The 22,212-nt window shown below is 63.5% G+C and carries 15 protein-coding genes; 7 read left to right on the top strand and 8 right to left on the bottom strand.

What is annotated here, in order from left to right; genetic code table 11:
- The first annotated feature begins 66 nt into the window (after window positions 1-66).
- Window positions 67-1,410, top strand: coding sequence for an EAL and HDOD domain-containing protein (locus tag C2L65_RS09650; protein WP_042308429.1), 1,344 nt, complete (start codon window positions 67-69; stop codon window positions 1,408-1,410).
- Between the two features lie 67 nt (window positions 1,411-1,477).
- Here C2L65_RS09650 and C2L65_RS09645 read toward each other — a convergent pair whose 3' ends face one another.
- The gene (locus C2L65_RS09645; protein ID WP_042308431.1) at window positions 1,478-2,935 is read right to left on the bottom strand and encodes an HDOD domain-containing protein; all 1,458 of its coding nucleotides are present in this window, start codon (window positions 2,933-2,935) and stop codon (window positions 1,478-1,480) included.
- 85 nt (window positions 2,936-3,020) lie between these two features.
- A complete protein-coding gene (locus C2L65_RS09640) occupies window positions 3,021-4,859 on the bottom strand; it encodes a putative bifunctional diguanylate cyclase/phosphodiesterase (protein ID WP_042308433.1) in 1,839 nt (612 codons plus the stop codon).
- A gap of 308 nt (window positions 4,860-5,167) precedes the next feature.
- Between C2L65_RS09640 and C2L65_RS09635 the strand changes: the two genes are divergently transcribed.
- The 3 genes from C2L65_RS09635 (at window position 5,168) to C2L65_RS09625 (ending at window position 7,782) form a co-directional block, all read left to right on the top strand.
- Window positions 5,168-6,490, top strand: a complete 1,323-nt coding sequence (locus C2L65_RS09635) for an EAL and HDOD domain-containing protein (RefSeq protein ID WP_042308434.1) — start codon at window positions 5,168-5,170, stop codon at window positions 6,488-6,490.
- A gap of 160 nt (window positions 6,491-6,650) precedes the next feature.
- Window positions 6,651-7,208, top strand: a complete 558-nt coding sequence (locus C2L65_RS09630; protein WP_042308436.1) for a peroxiredoxin — start codon at window positions 6,651-6,653, stop codon at window positions 7,206-7,208.
- A 109-nt stretch (window positions 7,209-7,317) separates the two neighbouring features.
- Complete coding sequence (locus C2L65_RS09625; protein WP_042308439.1) at window positions 7,318-7,782, top strand: hypothetical protein; 465 nt, start codon at window positions 7,318-7,320, stop codon at window positions 7,780-7,782.
- A gap of 820 nt (window positions 7,783-8,602) precedes the next feature.
- Here C2L65_RS09625 and C2L65_RS09620 read toward each other — a convergent pair.
- The 6 genes from C2L65_RS09620 to C2L65_RS09590 form a co-directional block, all read right to left on the bottom strand.
- Window positions 8,603-11,893, bottom strand: coding sequence for an efflux RND transporter permease subunit (locus tag C2L65_RS09620; protein ID WP_042308441.1), 3,291 nt, complete (start codon window positions 11,891-11,893; stop codon window positions 8,603-8,605).
- A 17-nt stretch (window positions 11,894-11,910) separates the two neighbouring features.
- Window positions 11,911-15,048: an MdtB/MuxB family multidrug efflux RND transporter permease subunit gene (locus C2L65_RS09615; RefSeq protein WP_042308443.1), complete on the bottom strand. Its 3,138-nt coding sequence runs from the start codon at window positions 15,046-15,048 to the stop codon at window positions 11,911-11,913.
- A 17-nt stretch (window positions 15,049-15,065) separates the two neighbouring features.
- Window positions 15,066-16,490, bottom strand: a complete 1,425-nt coding sequence (locus C2L65_RS09610; protein ID WP_042308446.1) for an MdtA/MuxA family multidrug efflux RND transporter periplasmic adaptor subunit — start codon at window positions 16,488-16,490, stop codon at window positions 15,066-15,068.
- A gap of 491 nt (window positions 16,491-16,981) precedes the next feature.
- The gene (locus tag C2L65_RS09600; RefSeq protein ID WP_042308450.1) at window positions 16,982-17,818 is read right to left on the bottom strand and encodes an IclR family transcriptional regulator; all 837 of its coding nucleotides are present in this window, start codon (window positions 17,816-17,818) and stop codon (window positions 16,982-16,984) included.
- A gap of 578 nt (window positions 17,819-18,396) precedes the next feature.
- Window positions 18,397-18,648 carry a hypothetical protein gene (locus C2L65_RS09595; RefSeq protein WP_042308452.1) on the bottom strand — a complete coding sequence of 84 codons (252 nt, stop codon included), beginning with the start codon at window positions 18,646-18,648 and terminating at the stop codon, window positions 18,397-18,399.
- Window positions 18,649-18,979: 331 nt separating this feature from the next.
- A complete protein-coding gene (locus C2L65_RS09590) occupies window positions 18,980-19,447 on the bottom strand; it encodes a PRC-barrel domain-containing protein (protein WP_042308453.1) in 468 nt (155 codons plus the stop codon).
- A 189-nt stretch (window positions 19,448-19,636) separates the two neighbouring features.
- On the opposite strand from C2L65_RS09590, the gene C2L65_RS09585 reads away from it, so the two are divergent.
- The 3 genes from C2L65_RS09585 (at window position 19,637) to C2L65_RS47200 (ending at window position 22,190) form a co-directional block, all read left to right on the top strand.
- Window positions 19,637-20,476 (top strand): hypothetical protein, encoded by an 840-nt coding sequence (locus tag C2L65_RS09585; protein WP_042308528.1) that lies wholly within the window; start codon window positions 19,637-19,639, stop codon window positions 20,474-20,476.
- A gap of 110 nt (window positions 20,477-20,586) precedes the next feature.
- On the top strand, window positions 20,587-21,471 hold the full coding sequence (locus C2L65_RS09580; protein ID WP_042308455.1) for a CHAD domain-containing protein: 885 nt from the start codon (window positions 20,587-20,589) through the stop codon (window positions 21,469-21,471).
- 89 nt (window positions 21,472-21,560) lie between these two features.
- Window positions 21,561-22,190 carry a hypothetical protein gene (locus C2L65_RS47200; RefSeq protein ID WP_042308457.1) on the top strand — a complete coding sequence of 210 codons (630 nt, stop codon included), beginning with the start codon at window positions 21,561-21,563 and terminating at the stop codon, window positions 22,188-22,190.
- The last annotated feature ends 22 nt before the right edge of the window (window positions 22,191-22,212 follow it).

Below are 22,212 nucleotides of genomic sequence, written 5' to 3'. Positions count from 1 at the left end.
CGCAACTACTTGCATGGGACCAGCGTAAGCAATGAAGCGCGAACGCTGGCCGGACAGGGGACCGGAATGACCACCACCGCAGTCGCTGAGGAACGCCAGGCAGAAGACGTTCCGGGCTTTGCGCAGGACGCGCGCGCAAACGTTTCGTTTGCCCGTCAGCCCATCCTGAACCGCGACAATATGTTGTGCGCGTTCGAACTCAAGCTGTATCAGGCGCCCGCCGCCGAAGACGGCGAATCCGGCGAGCAGGAAGCGGAAGCCAGGCAGGGAGAGGCGCAAGCCATCATCCACGCGATCCTGCAGCCCGACGTGCGCGCCGCGCTCGCCAATCATCCCGGTTATCTGCCCGTCACGCGCGAGCTGCTGTTCGACGACGCGATCCGCAGCCTGCCCGCCGAGCGCTTCATGTTCGAGCTGCCGCCCGACATCGTCGCGGACGATCAACTGATCACGCGCATCGTCGAACTGTATGGGCGCCGCTATCGCTTCGTGATCGACAACGTCGCGCAGGCCAACGACACCTTCGCGCGCCTGCTACCGTATGCCGACGCCGTGAAGATCGACATGCACCGCATCCCGCAAGCCATGCTCCCCAAGTTTGCGAGCGTGCTGAAATCGGCGGGCAAGCTGTTGATCGCGCTGGGCGTCGAATCGCAGGAAGTGTACGAGCAGGCGCTCGATCTCGGCTTCGACCGCTTCCAGGGCTATTACTTCGCGCATCCGCAGGGCGCGGCCGCGCGCAAGGTCAGCGCGCCGCGCCACGCGCTGCTGAATCTGCTGCAACTGCTCGGTGGCGAGCCGACCGTCGCGCAGCTCGAAGCCGAGCTGAAGCTGAATCCGGTCCTCGTCATGCATCTGATGCGTCTTGCCAACTCGAGCGGTCTCGCGATGGGACGCAAGGTCACGACCTTGCGCGAAGCGATCAACGCGACGGGCACGAACCGCATCGCGCGCTGGACACAACTGTTGCTCTACGCGGACGGCCGCAAGGTCGCGCTCGAAGACGATCCGCTGCTGCAACTCGCCGCGACGCGTGCGCGTTTCATGGAACTGGCTATCCAGCGTCTGCCCGAAGCGGGACGCGACGAAACCGATGCGGCGTTTCTCACGGGCGTGTTCTCGTTCGTCGACTCGGTGTTCGGAGGCTCGCTCGAACACACGCTGAATGTGCTCGCGCTGTCCAAGCCGATCCGCGACGCCATCCTGTTACGCGAAGGCGTGCTGGGCACATTGCTGACGGTGGTTGAGGCGCTCGAACGCGGCGCATGGGCCGACATAGAAAGCGTGTGCGAACGGCTCGAAGGTCTGCAGGTGCTCGATGTCGCGCAAATGGGTCTGGTGGCGGCCGCGTGGGCGGGCGTCGCCGACCGCAGCGCCGAGGCGACGGGGCTGGAGCGGATCGAGGATTGATGCGGGAGAATGCGCGGCTCGAACTTATGAGCCGCGCACGTCGATGGAAGAGGGCGCGCGTCTTTCGTTAGAGCGTTTCGACTTCGCTCACAGGCGCATGCGCGAAGAACCGTCCTAACTCGCGCGCCAGTTCGTTGAGCGCGGCCATTTCCCGCTGTGAGATGCGGCGCCGCACGTCATGATGCGCCCAATCGCCATAGAGCAGGGCGACTGTCGACTTGTTCTCCAGCACCACGGGCAGCAGCACAAACGAATGCACGCTTTCGAACGCGCGGCGATACCAGTCCGGCAAGCGCGCGCGCATCTTCGGATCGCGCGCGTTTTCGATAAAGATGCCGACCGAGTTCGCAATCGCGAGATGAAACACGTCGGGCGCGAAGGCCGTTGCGAAGCTGAGCTTCGGCAGCGCGGCTTCGATCTTCGCGCCGAAGCCCATCGTCGCCTTGAAGATGCCGCTGCCATGGCGCACGAATACGACGGTGCGCTCGAACTGCAAACCCGCGAGCACCGTTTCCGACGCCATCGCGAGCGCGGGCGCGAGTCCGCTGTCGCTCGGCAGCGCCTGCAATTCACTCACGCCGGCACGGATGCACGACTCGGGATCGAGCGTCTCGCGCGCGATCGCATCGGCATTCGCGCGCAGTTCGAAGATCTCGCGCATCACGCCGTCGCGGGTCTCTTCTTCGGCGAGCGTCAGGCTCATGTCGACGAGCACTTCGGGATCGGTGTTGAGCGTGCGGCTGTAGCGCTGCGCAAGCTCGGCGATGCGCACGTCGCGCTGCGCCTGAGGCAGATGCGGCTGCGTGAGCACGTTCGCGACTTCCGTCGAGTAGTTCGTGATCGCGCGCAGCCATTGCACCTGACGCGGTTCGTCGTCCTGCAGCGGATCGAACTCGGTCATGCCGACGCGGATCATCTCCGGCAAGCGCCAGCGCGACGCCGCTTCGAGTCCGATTTCCTGGAACGTCACGCCGAGCACGGTTTCGCAGGCTTCGTTCTCGCCCATGCCCGTATCGATCTGGCGGCGAATGTGATCCCACTCCGCATCGAGATAGAACACCACGAGCAGCTTGCCGATCTGGCGCATCAGCGTGCAGACCACAGCCTCTTCACCGTCGCGCAGATCGCCGCGCTCGGTGAGCTTGCGGGCGACACAGCCCGACAGCATCGTGCGGTTGAGTTCGAGTTTCGCGTCGATACGGCGCGGCACGCTGTGATGAAAGTGATCGACGATCTTCAGGCCGACCACGAGATGCCCGACGGCATCCATGCCCAGCACCATTAGCGCGCGCGAGACTGTGGTGATGTTGCCGCCGAACGCCATGTACATCGCCGAATTCGCGAGACGCAGCACCTTCTGTGTCAACGCGAAGTCGGAGAGCACGATCTGCACGAGGGCGCTGAAATCGAGGTCATCGTTGTTCATCGCCGCCATCGTCGAGCGGAGCGACTGCTGCAGCATCGGGAAATCGCCGCGCTCGTTCATGCGAGCCCAGAGCCGGTCAAGCAGCGCAGCCTTTAGCATGAGAGTCCCGCAAGAGCCATACAAGTTCCAGTGAGTGGCAAGTCGTGACGTTGACTGTGCCCAATATCAACACGCGTCATGTCAGTCACGCTTCACCATGCACGTGAAGCGCGCGCGATGCGAAGCGCTGCGCGAGTTCTTCCGATGGGAGTGCCTTGCAGACGAGCCAGCCCTGAATGTGACCGCAGCCCATCTCGGTGAGCAGCTCACGCTGCGCTTCCGTTTCGACGCCTTCGGCGACGAGCTCGAGATCGAGCGTTTGCGCGAGACCCACGACGGCGCTGACGATCGCCTGATCGTTGCGCGAGGTTAACAGATTCTCCACAAAACTCCGGTCGATTTTCAGTTTCGCGAGCGGGAAGCGTTGCAGATACGCAAGGCTCGAATAGCCAGTGCCGAAATCGTCGACGGCGAAGCGGATGCCGAGGCCCGTGAGCTCTTCGAGCAACGCCGTCGCGTGCTGCGGGTCGTGCATCAGCAGGCTTTCCGTGATCTCGAATACGACCCGGTGCGGATCGATGCCCGTGAGCGCGATCGCCTCGCGCACGCTTTCCTTGAAGCGCGGATCGCGGAACTGCTGCGGCGACACATTGACCGCGACGTATTGCAGCCGGATGCCTTGAATGTCCCAGCGGATCAACTGCATGCACGCGGCCTTCAGCACCCAGTTGCCCAGGTAGTTGATGAGGCCGACGGATTCGGCGAGCGGGATGAACATCGACGGCGGCACGAGCCCATGCACAGGGTGCTGCCAGCGAATCAACGCTTCGACGCCGACCACGCCGTGCGACTGACTGCTCGTGATCGGCTGGAAGTGCAGCGAGAACTCGCCATTGCGCACGCCGTCGTACAGGTCCGATTCGAGCTTCAGGCGCTCGGCGTCAGCGGGACTGTCGTCGGGTACGTAGAACGCGAGCGTGTTGCCACCTGCCGCCTTCGCGCGTGCCAGCGCATGGTCCGCCCAGCGCAAGAGCTGGCTGTCGCGCGGTGCGTGTTCGGGCGATTCGCCCGAGTGCTGCGTGTCCGGATAGAGCGCGATGCCGACGCTCGCCGACAGATGCACCGGCTGGCGGTTGAACGTGTACGGCTGCTGGATCGCCGTCAACAGACGCCGCGCGAGCGCTTCGGCAGCGATCGCGGTGTCGGCGCGCGCATGCGCGGGTGGCAGCAGGATCGCGAACTCGTCGCTGGAGATGCGCGCGATCAGTTCGCCTTGCGTCGTCATGTTGGACAGGCGGCGCGCGGTGTCGCGCAGCATTTCGTCGCCGGCGTCGTAACCGAGCGCGCGGTTCACGCGCTGGTAGTCGTCGAGATCGAGCAGCAGCAGGGCGGCCGACTTGCCCGTCGCGTCCGCCTTCTGCTGCGCGTGGCGCATTTCCTCGACGAGGGCGGGCACGTTTGCGAGACCCGTCAGGTTGTCGTGATGCAGCTGATGCTTGAGGCTCGCTTCCGTCGCGCGCCAGCTCGACACGTCGAAGCCCGCGATCGCATAGCCTTCGATGCCGTCGTGACAGTTGCGCGCAATGCGCAGTTCGACGGGCACGGGGTAGGTCAGCGACTTGATCAGATCCAGCGTGATTTTTTCGACCACGCCGCTTTCGTCGGCGCGGCGCAGCGCGGCGTCGAGACGGGCGACGTCGCTGGGTGCGACGAGTTCGTGCAGCGTGACCGTTTGCAGATACTCGCGGTGATAGCCGATGAAGCGCAGGCTCGCCTCGGAGACATACAGAAAGGTGAGATTGCGCGCCACGTGCGCGAGGAAGTCGACGGCATGCGCGGCCTGTTCGAGCCCGTGCGAAGCACCTGGCGAACCAGATGCGCCTGGTGCGACCGTCGCGCGCGCGGGCTGACGGGCCGCGCGGAATCGGTCGATTGCCGTGCGCAGCAAGCCCCGGCGGGCTGGGGTGATCCTGGTCGCTTCCATGTGTGTCGCTGACTACCCGGTTCGTCGTGAGGCTGGACGTCCTTGCGATGCCCGTCGGCGGACCGATCGGGGCAGGCGCGAGGCCGTCCATCAGAACGGGATAACGACGTTTGCGACAGAATCTTTAGCTTTCAGACACAAAAAGCGCCATAACATATGGTAAGGATTCGCGGCTACCCTGGATGCCTGTGCATTGCCGGTGGATTCCGCTAAAGTGGCGGCGAACGCGCTCCGTTATTCCCCCTGACGGGGCGCGAGTTGGCGACCCCGCAGGCAAGCCGTTTTCCGAATCCAAGCAGCCGTTAAACATGCCTGATCCGTTTCAAAACGACGAAGCCAGCCGCCCCCAAACGTTTGCGCAAGCAGGCGAAGAGGACGAGGCGATCTCATCGGCGCAGTTCGTCTATGTCGGGCGTCAACCGATTCTCGACCGCGACGGCGCACTGCACGCTTACGAACTGCTGTTTCGCGGCAGCGCGAAAAATTACGCGCAGGTCTCCGACGACGCGCAGGCCACCGCGCAGGTGGTGGTGCGCACGATCGGCGGCATCGGCGTGCCCTCCGTGCTCGGCGCGCATCGCGGCTATGTGAACATTGGCCGCGAACTGCTGTTCGACGACATCGTGCATCTGATGGAGCCCGAGCGCTTCGTGCTCGAAATCCTCGAGACGGTGCAGTTCGACGCGCGGCTCATCGCGCGCATCGCCGACTTGCGCCGCGCGGGCTTTCGCATCGCGCTCGACGACGTGTGCGAACTGTCGCCGAACCTGCTCACTGCGCTGCCGTACGCGGATATCGTCAAGGTGGATTTCCTGCAGACGGACCGCGCGCAACTGCCGGGCCTCGCGAAGGCGCTCGCCAGTCGTGGCAAGACGCTGATCGCCGAAAAGGTCGAGACGCGCGAAGACTTCGCGCTTGCCCGCGAACTCGGCTTCGATCTCTTCCAGGGCTATTTCTTCGCGCGGCCGCAGGTGCTGTCGACGCGCCGCACGCGCTCGTCGCGCACCTCGCTGCTGCGGCTGCTTGCGCTGCTCGCGCGTGAAGCGGGCATCGTCGAGCTCGAAGATGAGTTGAAGCGCAATCCGAATGTCGTGATGCAACTGCTGCGGCTCGTCAATTCGAGCGCGTTTGGGCTCGGGCGCAACATCTCGTCGCTGCGCGAGGCGATCATCGCGACGGGCACGCGGCAGATCGCGCGCTGGGCGCAACTGCTGCTGTACGCGGGCGGCGGCGATCTACCGTGGCGCTCCGACCCGCTCGTGCAACTCGCGGGTACGCGCGCGCGCTTCATGGAGCTGGCCGCGCGCTGGATTCGCCCGAACGACGAGGCGTTTGCGGACGCCGCGTTCCTGACGGGCGTGTTCTCGCTTGTGCATGTGCTCGTTGATTCGACGCCTGACGCTACACTCGATCCGCTCGATCTGTCGCCGCTGATTCGCGATGCTATCGTCGAGCGGGCGGGGCAGATGGGCGCGCTGCTGAGCATCGCGGAAGCGGCGGGCGAGGCGCAGGATGCGGCTGCCGTGGCAAGCGCCCAGTCGCTGGAAGAATTCGGCGCACTCACGCCGATCGTGCTGGCCGAGCTGAATCTGTCGGCGGCGGCGTGGTTTGGCGCGCATCTGGGCGACTGACTCGCGCGTCGTGCGCCTCCGACTTGTCCGGCTGACGACGCGCAATTGTCAAACGTGGTCCAATATAGGGCGCAAGTTGAGCCTCGACGCTTCATGTTGTAAGGCATAGCGTCGCGAGGCGTTGCACGGGCATCGTGCGCTTACGATTCGAGGATTCGACATGAAGCTGAAGATTGTGCCATTCGCACTGGCGGCTGTGCTGTGCGCGGGTATGTCGCTGTATGCGTTGACGGCTTCCGCGACGCTCAAGCCGGGCGACAGCGCGCCGGACTTTACGACGCAGGCATCGCTAGGCGGCAAGACGTACACGTACGCGCTGGCCGATGCGTTGAAGAAGGGCCCGGTGGTGCTGTACTTCTATCCGGCCGCGTTCACGAAGGGCTGCACGATCGAGGCGCACGAATTCGCGGAAGCTGTGGATGAGTACAAGAAGTACGGCGCGACCGTGATTGGTGTGTCGCACGACAACATCGACACGCTGACGAAGTTCTCGGTCAGCGAATGCCGCAGCAAATTCCCCGTTGCTGCCGATCCCGACTCGAAGGTGATCAACGCGTATGACGCGGGGCTGCCGATGCATGCATCGATGGCGAACCGCGTGTCGTATGTGATTGCGCCGGATGGCAAGATAATTTACGAGTACACGAGCCTGTCGCCCGACAAGCATGTCGAGAATACGATGCAGGCGCTCAAGGAGTGGGCTGCAACGCATAAGTAGCCCTGAGCGGGCGTCGGTCGATGTTTTCCTTTTACGCGGCGCGGCATCTGATTGCTGTTTATATTGCTTGCGTTTTCGATATCGCGCTGCCATTGCAGGACACGTTGCCATGCCTATCGTCGTTGCGCTGATTGCTCTGATTGCGTTGATTTATGGCTGCGTGCAGGCGTTTCATGCGCTCTCAGCGCATTTTGGGCTTGGCGTGGCCGTGGGTGTTGCGATCCTGTTTGCCGCACTCGTGCTCGCGGCACTTGCGTGGTGGTGGCGTCGGCATAAGGAAGTGTCGGCGAATATTCGCGAGGGCGACTGGACTCACGAACTCAAGGGCGAATGGGGCGGGGTTCGCCTCGCGGCGGGGAAGCGGTTGTGTGACTTGCAGGTCGCTGGTCTGAGGGGTTCGTATATTTTTGCGGATCTTCGCGGGGCGCAGCCGGTGCGGGATGGGGAGCGCTGGCAGGTCAAGGTCGATGTTAAGGATGCGGCGCATCCCGAGTGGCGCTTACCTGTTAGGTCCGAACGCGAGGCTCGGCAGTGGGTCAGGATTTTTGATCTGGCGATGGCGCAGAAGCTTTAAGGTTTGGTGTTTTTTTGTCTGCGACGCTGGGTGGGGCCGCATGGGTTTGCGCTGGCATCCGGTTTGGTTTTTTGGGCCGTTGCTCTGGCATCCGCGATTCGTCAGCGTGCTTCACGCGTTGCCCCTGTGCGGGGCGGCACCTACTTTTCTTTGCCGCCGCAAAGAAAAGTAGGCAAAAGAAAGCGGCTAACACCGCCAGTTCTTGTGTTTGCCCGAGGGCCCCCAAAGGGTCTTATGCTTCACACGGCAACCACGTGACCCATGTTCGTTGCCAGCGCTCTTGCAGTGCGCCTCACCCGCTTCACCCACCCGCGCTGCAGCATGCCGTGCCAGCTATTCCACCGCCGCCCAGGTGGCAAACTGTGTGTAGGCCGTAGTGCCTCGCGCGCCTCACTTCGGACCCGATAGTGAACGCTCCACCCTGTAAGAGCGCCGAGCTATACGACGCGACAACCTACACACAGTTTGCCACCTGGGCTGCATATATCATTCGCTGCCGCTAGCAGGTGTGCGGGTGTTTGAAGTGGGTGAGGCGTTTATTCGAGGCGTTGGGAACGAGCACCGACCAGGGCACTGTCATGTGAAGCGTGGGGACGTTGGGGGCCCGTGGATAGGAACACGGGCTGGCGGTGTGAGCCGCTTTCTTTTGCCTACTTTTCTTTGCGGCGGCAAAGAAAAGTAGGTGCCGCCCCGCACAGGGGCGACGCGTGAAGCACGAAAGCAAATCGCGGATGCCAGCGCAAAGGCCCAAAAAACCAAACCGGATGCCATCGCAAACACTAGCAGCCCACCCAGCGTCGCAGACAAAACCAACCCTAACTCATGCACCTGAAGCCGCCGCCCCCCGATTCCGCCTGGCTTCCCACCGAACCCGAATCCGATCCATATAAAGATAAACAACGGGAGTCGTATAGAGCGTGAGCATCTGGCTCACAATCAAGCCACCAACAATAGCGAGACCAAGCGGAGCACGCAACTCCGCCCCCTCACCGCGCCCAAACGCGAGCGGCAGCGCGCCAAGCAGCGCAGCGCAAGTAGTCATCATGATCGGCCGAAAGCGCAAAAGACAAGCCTGCTCAATCGCATCACGAGAAGAAAGCCCCTGCCGCGACGCATCAATCGCAAAATCGACCATCATGATCGCATTCTTCTTCACGATGCCAATCAGAAGAATCACCGCAATCAGCGCAATGATGCTGAACTCGGTATTAAAAAGGAGCAGCGCGAGCAACGCCCCGACCCCCGCCGACGGCAACGTCGACAGAATGGTCAGCGGATGAATATAGCTCTCGTACAAAATCCCAAGCACGATATAAACCGCTGCGAGCGCCGCGAGAATCAAGATCGGCTGGTCGGACATCGATTGCTGGAACGCTTGCGCCGTGCCCTGGAAGCTGCCGCGGATCGTCCCTGGCATGCCGATCTCAGCCATCGTCTGATAGATGATATCCGTCACTTCCGACAGCGACTTGCCCGGCGGCAGGTTGAACGAGATCGTCGACGCGACGAACTGGCTCTGGTGGTTCACCGCAAGCGGCGTGCTGCCCGGCCCGAAGCTCGCAATCGCGGAAAGCGGAATCATCGTTTCCTTCGACGTCGACACGGCCGCGCCCGTCGATGCGCTCGACTTGCCGCTCGCCGCAATCGAGTTGTTCGCCAGATTGCGCGCGGCATCGCCCGCGACAGCGGCTGCGCTCGATGACGTCGTGCCCCCCGTGCCGCCCGACGAAGCACTCGACGTGACCGTGCCCGCCGTCGCATTGGTCGACTGCGAGCCGCTCGCGCTGCCGCCCGACGTGCTGACCCACACCTGCTTGAGCATGTCAGGGCTCTGCCAGTATTTCGGCGCGACTTCCATCACGACGTGATACTGGTTCAGCGGGTTGTAGATGGTCGAGACCTGGCGCTGGCCGAACGCGTCATACAGCGTGTTGTCGATCTGCGCGGGCTTGATGTTCAGACGCGCCGCCGTCGCCCGGTCGATCGTCACCATCGCTTCCAGACCGCCTTGCTGCTGGTCGGAGTTGACGTCGGTGAGTTCGGGCCGTTTTTGCAGCGCTTCCGTCAGAAGCGGCGTCCATTTGTAGAGATCGGCAGTCGAGTCCGATAGCAGCGTGAACTGATACTGCGCGTTCGATTGCCGGCCGCCCACACGAATATCCTGCACCGCCTGCAGGAACGTGCGCGCGCCAGCGACGTCCGACAGCGGCCCGCGCAACTGCTGGATCACCTGATCGGCGGAAATCTTGCGCTCGCTCTTCGACTTGAGCGACACGAACATGAAGCCCGAGTTGGTCTGCCGTCCGCCCGTGAAGCCGACCACGCTGTCGACGGCAGGGTTCGCCTGGACGATCTTCATCATCTCGGAGAACTTTACCTTCATCGCCTGGAACGAAGTGGACTGATCCGCCTGTATGCCGCCCACCAGCCGTCCCGTGTCCTGCTGCGGGAAAAATCCCTTCGGCACGATGATGTACAAATACACGTTCAGCCCGATCGTCGCGATCAGCACGAGCAGAATCAGGCGCGGATGCAGCAGCGACCAGCCGAGCGTGCGCGCATAGCCGCGCTGCATCCAGTCGAAGCCCCGCTCCAGCCAGCGTGCGAAACGGCCTTCCTCTTTCCTTTCGTGCGGCTCGGACAGCAGGCGCGAGCACATCATCGGCGTGAGTGTGAGCGACACGATCAGCGATACGCCAATCGCCAGCGACAGCGTCAACGCAAACTCGCGGAACAGCCGCCCGACGATTCCGCCCATCAGCAGAATAGGCAGAAACACGGCGACGAGCGAGATGCTGATCGACATCACCGTGAAGCCGACTTCGCGCGCGCCGACGAAGGCCGCCTTCATGCGCGGCATGCCGTTCTCGATATGCCGCGAGATGTTCTCCAGCACGACGATCGCGTCGTCGACCACGAAGCCCGTCGCGATGGTCAGCGCCATCAGCGACAGGTTGTCGATCGAAAAATCGAGCAGATACATCGCTGCGAACGTGCCGATGATCGAGATCGGCACGGCGACGCTCGGAATTAGCGTGGCGCGCCAGTTGCGCAGGAACAGGAACACGACCATCACGACGAGCGCCACCGCGATCATCAGCGTGAACTGCGTGTCTTTCAGCGAGGCGCGGATGGTGGTGGAGCGGTCGGCCGTCGGCGTGACTTCGACAGCGGCGGGCAGCGACGCCTTGAGTTGCGGAATCATCGCCTTCACGCGGTCGATCGTCTCGATGATGTTCGCGCCCGGCTGCCGGTAAAGAATCACCAACACCGAGCGCTCGTTGTTCATCAGACCGAGGTTGCGCAGGTCTTCGACGGAATCGACGACTTCGGAGACATCGGACAGATGCACGGCGGCGCCGTCGCGATACGCGATCACGAGATCTTTGTATTGCGAGGCCTTCTTCGCCTGGTCGTTCGTGTAGAGCTGCACGTGGTTCGGGCCGAACTCGATCGAGCCCTTCGGGCTGTTCGCATTCGCCGACGCCAGCGCCGCGCGCACGTCTTCTAGACCGATGCCGTAGTGAAAGAGTGCCTGCGGCTCCAGTTCGACGCGCACGGCCGGGTTCGCCGAGCCGCTCACGTCGACTTCGCCGACGCCGTCCACCTGCGACAGCGACTGCTGCAGCACGGTCGCCGCCGAATCGTACAACTGGCCCGCCGTCATCGTCTTCGACGTGAGCGCGAGAATCAGGATCGGCGCGTCGGCGGGATTGACCTTGTGGTACGTCGGATTCGAGCGCAGGCTCGCGGGCAGGTCGGCGCGCGCCGCGTTGATGGCCGCCTGCACGTCGCGCGCGGCGCCGTCGATGTTGCGGTTCAGGCCGAACTGCATCGTGATGCGCGCCGAGCCGACCGAGCTCGACGAGGTCATCTCCGTGACGTCGGCAATCGTGCCGAGATGCCGTTCGAGCGGGCTGGCCACGCTGGTCGCGACCGTCTCGGGGCTCGCGCCTGGCAGGCTCGCCTGAATCGAGATGGTCGGGAAATCGACCTGCGGCAAGGGCGCGACGGGCAGCTTCGCGAATGCGAAGAGGCCCGCCAGCGCAATGCCGATCGCGAGCAGCGTGGTGGCGACCGGGCGTTGAATGAAGGGACGCGACAGGTTCATCGGTTCGGCCTCTTCATTCAGGCGTCGGCGTCGGTGACGGGAGGCCGGGTCGGACCTTCGCCATGACCTTCACGATGAAAGCGCGCGCGCAGGCGCCGCGCAATCGAATCGAAGCCGAGATAGATCACGGGCGTCGTGAAGAGCGTCAGCAGCTGGCTGACGATCAGGCCGCCCGCAATCGCGATACCGAGCGGACGGCGCAATTCCGAACCCGCGCCCGTGCCGAGCATCAGCGGCAGCGCGCCGAGCAGCGCCGCCATCGTCGTCATCAGGATAGGGCGGAAGCGCAAGAGACACGCCTGATAGATCGCTTCGCGCGGCGACTTGCCGTGTTCGCGCTCGGCTTCGAGCGCGAAGTCGATCATCATGATCGCGTTCTTCTTCACGATGCCGATCAGCAGCACGATGCCGATGATGCCGATGATGTCGAGATCGTGGCCCGTGACGAGCAGCGCAAGCAGCGCGCCGACGCCCGCCGACGGCAACGTCGAAAGAATCGTGATCGGGTGTACGAAGCTCTCGTACAGCACGCCGAGCACGATGTACATCGTGACGATGGCGGCGAGGATCAGGAACAGTTCATTCGACAGCGACGCCTGGAACGCGAGGGCCGCGCCCTGGAAGCGCGTCTGGAACGAAGCGGGCAAGCCGATGTCCTTTTCCGCCTGCTGGATCGCCTTCACGGCCGCGCCGAGCGACGCGCCCGGCGCGAGATTGAACGAGACGGTCGTGGCCGGGAACTGGCTCAGGTGCGTGACGAGCAGCGGCGCAGGCCTTTCGTGGAAGCTCGCAATCGAGTTGAGCGGCACCTGTCCGCCCGACGACGTCGACGACGGCAGATAGATCGAGTTCAGCGACTCCGTGTAGTGCTGCATGGTCGGCTGTGCTTCGAGAATCACGCGGTACTGGTTCGACTGCGTGAAGATCGTCGAGATGATGCGCTGGCCGAATGCGTCGTAGAGCGCGTTGTCGACGGTGGCGGGCGTGATGCCGTAGCGGGCCGCCGACGCGCGGTCGATCTCGACATACACCGACTGGCCGTTGTTCTGAAGGTCGGTCGCGACGTCGACGATTTCAGGCGACTGCGCGAGGCGCTCCATTAGCTTCGGCACCCAGGTCGCGAATTCGTCGATATTCGGATCGGTCAGCATGAACTGGTACTGCGTCGGGCTGACGGTCGAATCGATGGTCAGATCCTGCACCGGCTGCATGTAGAGCGTCGCGCCGGGAATGTGCGACGTGTCCTGCTGCAACTGGCGGATCACCTGGCTGGCGGTCGCGTCGCGATCGTCGCGTGGCTTCAGATTGATCAGCATGCGGCCGCTGTTCAGCGTGATATTGCTGCCGTCTACACCGATGAACGAGGTCAGGCTTTCGACATTCGGATTCTTCAGGATTTCCGCGGCGAGCTGCTGCTGGCGCTCGGCCATCGACGCATACGACACCGACTGCGACGCCTGCGTGATCGCCTGGATCACGCCCGTGTCCTGTACCGGGAAGAAGCCCTTTGGAATGTAGACGTACAGCACGCCCGTCAGCACGAGCGTGAGCACGGCGACGACGAGCGTCGAGCGCTGACGGTTGAGCACCCATTCGAGCGCGACGGCATAACGTGCGATCACCCAGTCGATGGCCGCGTGCGCGCGCGCTTCGAAGCGGTGGCTTTCCTTCGGCGGCGTGTGGCGCAACAGCTTCGCGCACATCATCGGCACCAATGTGAGCGACACGATGGCCGAGATCACGATGGTCACCGCGAGCGTGATCGCGAACTCATGGAACAGCCGGCCGACCACGTCGCCCATGAAGAGCAGGGGAATCAGCACCGCGATCAGCGAGACCGTCAGCGAAATGATCGTGAAGCCGATCTGCTTTGAGCCTTTCAGCGCGGCCTCTAACGGCGTTTCGCCTTCTTCGACGTAGCGCGCGATGTTCTCGATCATCACGATCGCGTCGTCGACCACGAAGCCGGTCGCGATCGTCAATGCCATCAGCGATAAATTGTCCAGCGAGAAGCCGCACAGGTACATCACGGCGAGCGTGCCGATCAGCGAGAGCGGCACCGACAGGCTCGGGATGATGGTCGCGTAGATGTTCGCGAGGAACAGATACATGACCAGCACGACGAGCACGACCGACATCATCAGTTCGAACTGCACGTCGCGCACGGACGCACGGATCGTCGTGGTGCGGTCGGTGACGACCTGCACGTCGAGCGCGGCGGGCAGCGACTGCTGCAGCGTGGGCAACAGCTTCTTGATGCTGTCCACTACCTGGATCACGTTCGCGCCCGGCTGGCGCTGCACGTTCAGGATGATCGCGGGCGTATTGTCGACCCATGCGCCGAGCTTCGTGTTCTCCGCGCCGGCCACGATGGTCGCGACGTCCGTCAGCATCACCGGGCGGCCGTTCTTGTACGCGACGACTGCGCTCTTGTACGCGTCGGCGTCCGTCAGCTGATCGTTCGCGTTGATCGTGTATGAGCGCGACGGGCCGTCGAAGTTGCCCTTGGGCGTGTTGACGTTGAGGTTCGAGATCGTGGTGCGCAGATCGTCGAGATTCAGCCCGTACGAAGCGAGCGCGCGCGGATTGGCCTGGATGCGCACGGCGGGACGCTGGCCGCCCGACAGGCTCACGAGGCCGACGCCCGCGACCTGCGAGATCTTCTGCGCGAGGCGCGTGTCGGCGATGTCCTGGATCTGCGTGAGCGGCAGCGTCTTCGAGGTGATCGCGAGCGTGATGATCGGCGCGTCGGCGGGATTGACCTTCGCGTAGATGGGCGGCGCGGGCAGGTCGGACGGCAGCAGGTTGCCCGCCGCGTTGATGGCCGCCTGCACTTCCTGCTCGGCGACGTCGAGGGGCAGGTCGAGGCTGAACTGCAGCGTGATGATCGACGAGCCGGCCGAGCTTTGCGACGACATCTGGTTCAGCGACGGCATCTGCCCGAACTGGCGTTCGAGCGGCGCCGTCACCGACGACGTCATCACATCCGGGCTCGCGCCCGGATAAAACGTCTGCACCTGGATGGTCGGGTAGTCGACTTCGGGCAGCGCGGACAGCGGCAGAAAACGCAGTGCGACGAGCCCGACCAGCATGATCGCCGCCATCAGCAGGGCGGTGCCGACCGGGCGGAGGATAAAGGCGCGGGATGGATTCATGCGGTATCAGCCGTGCCTTATTCCGCCGACGTCTGCGACGCGTGCCGGTGACGGTGCGCGCCAGAGGCACCCATCGCACCCGCGGCACCCGATGCGCCCGAAGCCGCATGGGCCGCCGATGCGCCCGAAGCCCCCGAAGCGCCACGCGGACGATCGGCGGGAATGGTGATCTTCGCGCCTTCCTTCAGCCGGTCCGAGCCGTCGATCACGACGCGCTCGCCGACCTGCAGGCCCGACGCGATGCTGGTGCGCTCGCCATCGACGGGGCCGACCTTCACCTGACGCACCGTTACCGTGTTATCGGGTTTCGCGACGTACACGAACGCGCCCATCGAGCCGTTCAGCACGGCCGAAGTCGGCACGATCACGGCATCCTTCACGACGTTCACGAGCAGGCGCGTGTTGACGAACTGGTTGGGGAACAGCAGGCCTTCGTTGTTCTGGAAGGTCGCGCGCAGCTTCACGGTGCCCGTGGTGGTGTCGATCTGGTTGTCGATGGTTTCCAGATAGCCCGCTTCGAGCGAGGTCGTATTGCTGCGGTCGTACGCCGTCACCGACATCTTCTGGTTCGCGCGCATGCCTTTGAGAATGGCGGGCAGGTTGTCTTCGGAGGTCGTGAAGATCACGCTGATCGGCTGCAACTGCGTAATCACGACGACGCCGTTCGTGTCGCCCGGCGTCACGTAGTTGCCGGCGTCGACCTGGCGCAGGCCGACGCGGCCCGAGACGGGCGCCGTGATGCGCGCGTAGGTGAGATCGAGCTTGAAGGTGTCGATGTTCGCCTGATCCGCTTTTACCTGGCCTTCGTACTGCTTGACGAGCGACGCCTGCGTGTCCACCTGCTGGCTCGCGATCGAGTCTTGCGACAGCAGCGTCTGATAGCGCTTCAGGTCGAGACGGGCGGTTTGCAGAAGCGCCGTGTCCTTCGCGAGCGTGCCTTCAGCATTCGCGAGACTGATCTGATACGGACGCGGGTCGACCTGTGCGAGCAGATCGCCTTTCTTGACCATCTGACCTTCCTGGAATGCGACCGTCTGCAGCGTGCCCGTCAACTGCGTGCGCACGGTGACGTTCGCGAGCGGCGTGACGGTGCCGAGCGCATTCAGCACGACGGGCATTTCGCCTTGTTTCACGGTCGCCACGTGAACGGGTTGCGGCTGGTTCGCGCCGCCCGCGCCACCGCGGCGGCCGCCGCCGCTGGCACGTCCCGCCTGTGCGCCGCTGGCGCCCGCTGCCGCGCTCGCGCCGTCAGCGGTCTTGTTCCACGGATGCCAGCGCACCAGCACGATGCCCGCGATCACCACGACGGCGACGATCAGCGCGATCGTGCGGCCGCGATGCCGCTTGACGGCGCCAGGCCCAGGCCCGGGATCGCGCCCGGGAGGCGGGCTGGCGGGGGCGGCGTTGCGTGAAGGTTCAGGCTGCTTTTTTTGTTCGTCCATCGTTCGATCAGGTGGCTGGCTTAATGGGGCAAACGTGCTGGTGTAACGCGCGATGTGCGCGGCCGTGTTTCGCCGGGCGCCGCTTCGTGTTGATCGCGCATGCCGGCGCGATGCTAATTGATGCGTGATTCATCGCGATGACCGTGACGTGACGGCGGCCGCGCTTCGCGGCCAGACACGTTATCGGCATGACTGACGGCTCCTCCCTGTTGGCCGTGCTGGTGTCCGCCGCTGCGTCCGTTGCCGGGCGCGTTCCCGCCCGCGTTGCCGATGCGCATGCGCTGGCGGGGCGCGCGGGAGACTGTGGCGGCTTCCCCGGGCGCGCGGGAAAGCATGATGCTACGTCCCGGGCCGAGTTACAGTCCAGCGGCGTATTTTTCGGCGGATTACGACCGTTACACAGTTTTCGCGCGGTCGAAAGGCGTGCGTCAGCGGGATGTCGGGTTTCTCATCGGCTTGTCGCTGCGGCGCGCGGCTGCCGCTCGCCGTGCTCAGGCGTCGAGCCGGCGCCCCGGCGTGCCGCCGATCTCGTGAACGATCCGGTCGATCGTCTCGAGCAGCGCGGGCGCTGCGCGCGAAACGAGCCAGTCGCGCGGGCACTGATGCGCGGAGCCGCCGCAGTTGACCGCGTAACGTTCGCCCGAAGGCCCGATGAAGCCGGCTGCAATCGCGTTGAGCCCTTCGTGCCATTCACCCGTCGCGATCGCGAAGCCTTGCGCGTTCGTTTCGCGCAGCGCCGCGTCGAGCCGGGCGCTGATGTTTCCCCAGTCGTCGCCCGCCGCGGCCTGCAAGCCGATCAGCAGCTTTTCGCGGTCCGTGTCGGTGAGCGCCGCCAGATACGCGCGGCCGACGGCGGTACGGCTCAGGTCCATCCGCGAGCCGACGTCGAGGCGCGACACCAGCACGGCGGAGCGCGGCTTGATCGCATCGATGACGACCATTTCGAGGCGGTCGCGCACGGCGAGATGCACGGACAGCGAGGTCCGCTCGGCCAGTTCGATCAGAAACGGCCGCGAGCGGGCGCGGATGTCGAAGTTGCGCAGAAAGCCGTTGCTCAGCTCCAGCACCGATGACGTGAGCACGAACCGCTCGCTGTCGGGCAGACGAAACAGAAAGCCTGCGCTCACAAGGGTTGCGGTGATCCGGGAGACGGTCGGTTTTGGAATGCCCGTCAATTCGGTAAGTTCGCGGTTGGACAGCGGGGCGTCGGCGGCCGCGACCCGTCGGAGTACCGTCAGGCCGCGCGCGAGCGCGGTGACCTCGTCGCCGGAACCGTCTTTTTCCTTCGCGGAATCCATGACGGCCGGACGCGTCGATGACTGGTTCATGTGGTTTTTATGAAACGTTATTTCAATATTGTGGAACACGCTCCAGGATACAGCTTCCTTTGAAGCGCCCCAGGCCCTCTCTCAGTAAAGGCCTAAGTCCCTTTTTCCTACGACGATTCATTGTATAGGAATGTAATTTTTGAGCAGTCCGAGGCGATTAAATTTTGCTTGACTTAGTCAGCATTACCATAAAAAATGGAACTATATTTCGAAAGCGTGCAGTAATCGCGCGCGCGTCATAAGTTGATGCAGCCGCCGCGGCGCCGCTTTCCAGGCAGTTTTTCAGTACCGTCTCTCAGGTTCTAGCACGGCCCTCGGAATGGCTAGAACTTTTTGAAGGCGCCATGGAAACATGGCGCCTTTTTTTTGTGCTTTCGTTTTGTGTTTTTCACCCGTAACCAGGTCCGCTTTAACGGGGCCGTCGGAGAACCGTAGCAAGTTTTCGTCGGATCGATTTCCGTCGGCTCGCTGTGCGTTTTGCGACTGGAAGGGAAGAGGCGGAAGGGGAAATATCTCGTGAAGCGGGGATGTGCTGGGAACGAAACGGTCGATGCGACTCGCGTCAACCGTGCCGGTGACTACTCCACGGACATTCCCGAATCCCGGTTTTCGGACTGCGACCGGATGGGGGCGCTCGGCTCATTTCGCCAGATATCGACCAGCGGGATCGTGGTCACCGTGGCCGCGACGTTTTCCGATTCGGGCAGAAGCCCGAGAAGTGCCGCAATCCCAGTTCCGCAAGCGGCGATAAGGGCTAGCGCGGCGATGGCGACGATGGTCGTTGTGCGAATCGACCTCGGTTCGGCTGCATCCGGATAATGGCGCATCATGTCCTGCTCCTGTTTGACATAGCCAACAAGTGCAATGACCGTGCCGACGGTGATGGCTGCCTCGCTTCAACGAGCCCCGGCGGGGCTTCGGGCGGTTGTACGTCTCGATCTGAGTGGACGGCGGGACGCTTCGATGTTGGATGCGGGCGAACACTCCGCATGCGCTGATGTCGGAGTGCCGTTTTAGATCCAACGTTGTGCATTCATGAAAGTAAGCGGCGGCCGTCCTGCTGGACGGCCGCCGCGACGGCAACGGAAAGAAGACTCAGCGATTCGCCCGACGACTGTATGACGGGCGAACGCTGGGCCGAAGCCAAAAGTCAAAGCCGGATCAAAGCCCCCGATCCCGCACCGCGACAGGATCCACCGACGTCGTCGTCCAGTACGGATCGCGGTTGTAGTACTGATGCATCTGCGTACCCCAGGTTTCGTCGGCCATCGACGGCCAATGATCCTTGTCGAAGCCCGGTTCGTCCTTGATCCGCTGCGCGGTGATATCGACGCGGAATACCTTCTCGTCGGTATCGAGCGTCAGCGCGCTCCAGGGGATCGCGTGCAGATTGCTGCCCATGCCGAGGAAACCGCCCTCCGACAGCACTGCATAAGCGACACGTCCGCTGCGCACGTCGAGCATGATGTCCGAAATCTTGCCTACATGTTCGCCGTCCGACGAGACGACCTTGTTGCCATCCAGCGTTGCCGCAGCCATCACTTCAGGCCCCGGACCTTCGCCCACGCCACCGCCGACGATGCCTGCGCCCCCACGGGCCGGGTTCATTTTCGGGTCAAGTATGGTCATGATTTCCTCCTTTGGAAGTCCACGGGATGCATAGCGCATCCCGCGTGCCTGTCCGTTCGGGCGGCGCGCGAGGGGCGTGGCGTTCGTGTGCATGTTGGTCGGCGAGCGAGGCGCCCGACACGTGGCGTAGTTTTAGCTGTACTGGTTATCAGCGTGCGTCGATTGAACCGGCGCGCGGCTATGCGGAACATGGACGCCCTGAATCTCACCGCACCACGTCAACAGCCAGCACCAACGACGCGCAAGACAGTCGAATATCTGTACGCGACGATGGCGCTCGGCGGACGTGTCGTGCGCGCCGACGCGGCCATGCATGATCCGACGTTGCGCTGGTGCCTGCTCGAATACCGGATCGATGTCGACGATGTGGGCCGCGAGCTGTCGCGGTACATCTCGCTGAGTGCGCCGAAGGCGATCGTCGCGGCGCGGCGCGCGCTTGCGGATGCGAAGGCCGTGCATCCGGGCGACCTCTGCACGCTCGAACTCGATTTCGACGATGCCGAACAGCGCTGGACGAATGCCTGCAGGCAAAAAATTCAAGCACTACGCGTCAAGCTGACAGACATGCGCGCGCACACGGCGCCCGATGCGCACGAGTTCGTATTGCCCGAGCGTCGCGTCGAAGGCGGCGCGCTTGATATCGTCGCCCGCGCACGGATACTAGCGCCGCACTATTTCATCTATCTCGCTTCCGGCGAGAGCATGGCTAGCGGTAGCGGCCATGACGATGTTGCGAACGTTTCGCAGACGACGCCGTTGCCGCGGTTGCAACTACGCGCGGGCAACTACATTGGCGGCTGGCTGCAGGAGGAAAACGTGGAAGTGGCGGTGGCGGACGTCGCGTTATACGGATGGCCGTTATCCGCATTCCAGCGCTGGATTCAGGGCGTCGTCGCGTTGCGACGCAAGCCGCCGCGCGACGCGGGCGCGGCGGTTCCAATCGACTGCGTGCTCGCGCCAGGCCGGGGCTTCTGTCTCGTGATGGATCTGCCGACGTTCGCCATACGCAACCTGCCGCAGGACAGATAGACGCAGCATCAGAAGTCGCGATTTTGGCGCGATCGGGAAAGCGTATGATGTCTGCTGCATCGGTCGATGCATCACAAGGCATCTTGTTGTCGCTCCCGATACGAGGCCCCATGAAACACGACGATCGCGCGCATGACGTCGCCGATTCCGGCGGCGAAGCGCAAGCGGAGTCGACGTTCGCCGCGCTCGCAGCGCCGCTCGTCGACGAAGCGCTTTCGCACAACGCATCCATTCACGCCGACGCTTCGCCGGAATCCCTGCATCAGCTGCGCGTTGCGCTGCGGCGCTTGCGCTCGTTGTGGTGGGCGTATGGTCCGCTGCTCGACAGGCAGGAAAACACGCGGCAGCGCGCGCTGTACCGCTTCCTCGCCGATGCCGCCGGTAAGACGCGCGACTGGGACATCCTGCTGGAACTGCTGGCGGGCGAGAAGAACGAAACGAACGAAAATGGCGAAGAGGGCGCGACCTGCGTCACGCCAGCCTGTCTGCGCGAAGCGCGCGAGCGCGCGCTGGCCGCGAGCCGCGAGACGCTCGTCAACGCGGACATACGCAACGTGCTGCATGGCGCGCTCGCAAGCACATCGAAGGCATTGAACACGGCGCCCGAAAGGCACGCATTGCAGAAGTTCGCGGCAAAGCGCGTGCGTGCCGCCGAAAAGTCGTTGCGAAAGCGGATGCGCACGGCGTCCCGCGCGAAACGCGCCGACTACGATCTGCTCCACGACGTGCGCAAGGCGGGCAAGAAGGTTCGTTATCTGATCGAGCTTTTCGGGCCCGTGCTCGATGACGTCGGCCAGGACCAGACGTTGAAGCGTCTCAAGAAGCTGCAGCAGTGCTTCGGCGAACTCAACGACGTGACGGCAAGCATTGCGTTGTTGCGCGAAAACACCAGTCTGTTCGCCGACGAAACCGAGGCGCACGCGGCGCTCGTGTTTCTGAAAGAGCGTCGCAAGGCATGCCGGCGCGAGGCGGTGCGACTGTTACGCGAAGCGTAGCGGGCGCTGTCTTCTACACATCACCTGATGGCGAGCAGCACTGTCCGATAAACCGTATATACTGTTTATACCGTTAACGAGGAAACACGATGAGCACGCCACGAACCAAGGAACCCACCAAGAAGGCCTTCCACTTCCCGAAGAGCGCGAAGGAACCGGCTACCGAAACGAAAAAGCCTGCAGCAAAGGCTTCGCAGACTTCGGAAGCGAAGAAAGCAGCGACGGTCGAGCAGGCACCCGTGAGCGTGCCGGAAGCAGCAAGCGCAAGCCCGAAGACCGCCAAAGCCACGAAGACAGCGAGCGCCACGAGCGCGGCGGGCACTGTGAAAGCGGCGAAGAGCGCAAAGACGGAAAAGGCAGTGAAGCCCGCCAGCAACGCGAGCCCTGCCGCGAACGCGAAGCCTGCGAAGGCGCCTAAGGAAGCCAAGGCCGTCAAGACCGCGAAGACCGCATCGGCACCCGCCACCGCCGCCGAGAAAAAGGCGCGCGTGAAGAAAGAGAAGGAAAAAGTCGTCCGCGACAGCTTCACGATGCCGAAATCCGACTACGCGAAGATCGCCGAACTCAAGCAGCGTTGTCTCGACGCGGGCCTTTCCGTGAAGAAGAGCGAATTGCTGCGCGCGGGTCTGAATCTGCTTGCCGTGTCGCCCGCCAAGCGGCTGATCGCGGCCGTGCAGGAACTCGAAGCGGTCAAGACGGGGCGTCCCGCGAAGTCGTAAGCTGGCGCGGCGGCCGCGCGTG

The sequence above is a fragment of the Paraburkholderia terrae genome (genome assembly GCF_002902925.1).
Classification (GTDB): domain Bacteria; phylum Pseudomonadota; class Gammaproteobacteria; order Burkholderiales; family Burkholderiaceae; genus Paraburkholderia; species Paraburkholderia terrae.
The sequence above is the reverse complement of the archived record's forward strand: the minus strand, read 5'-3'. Positions and strand labels throughout refer to the sequence as shown.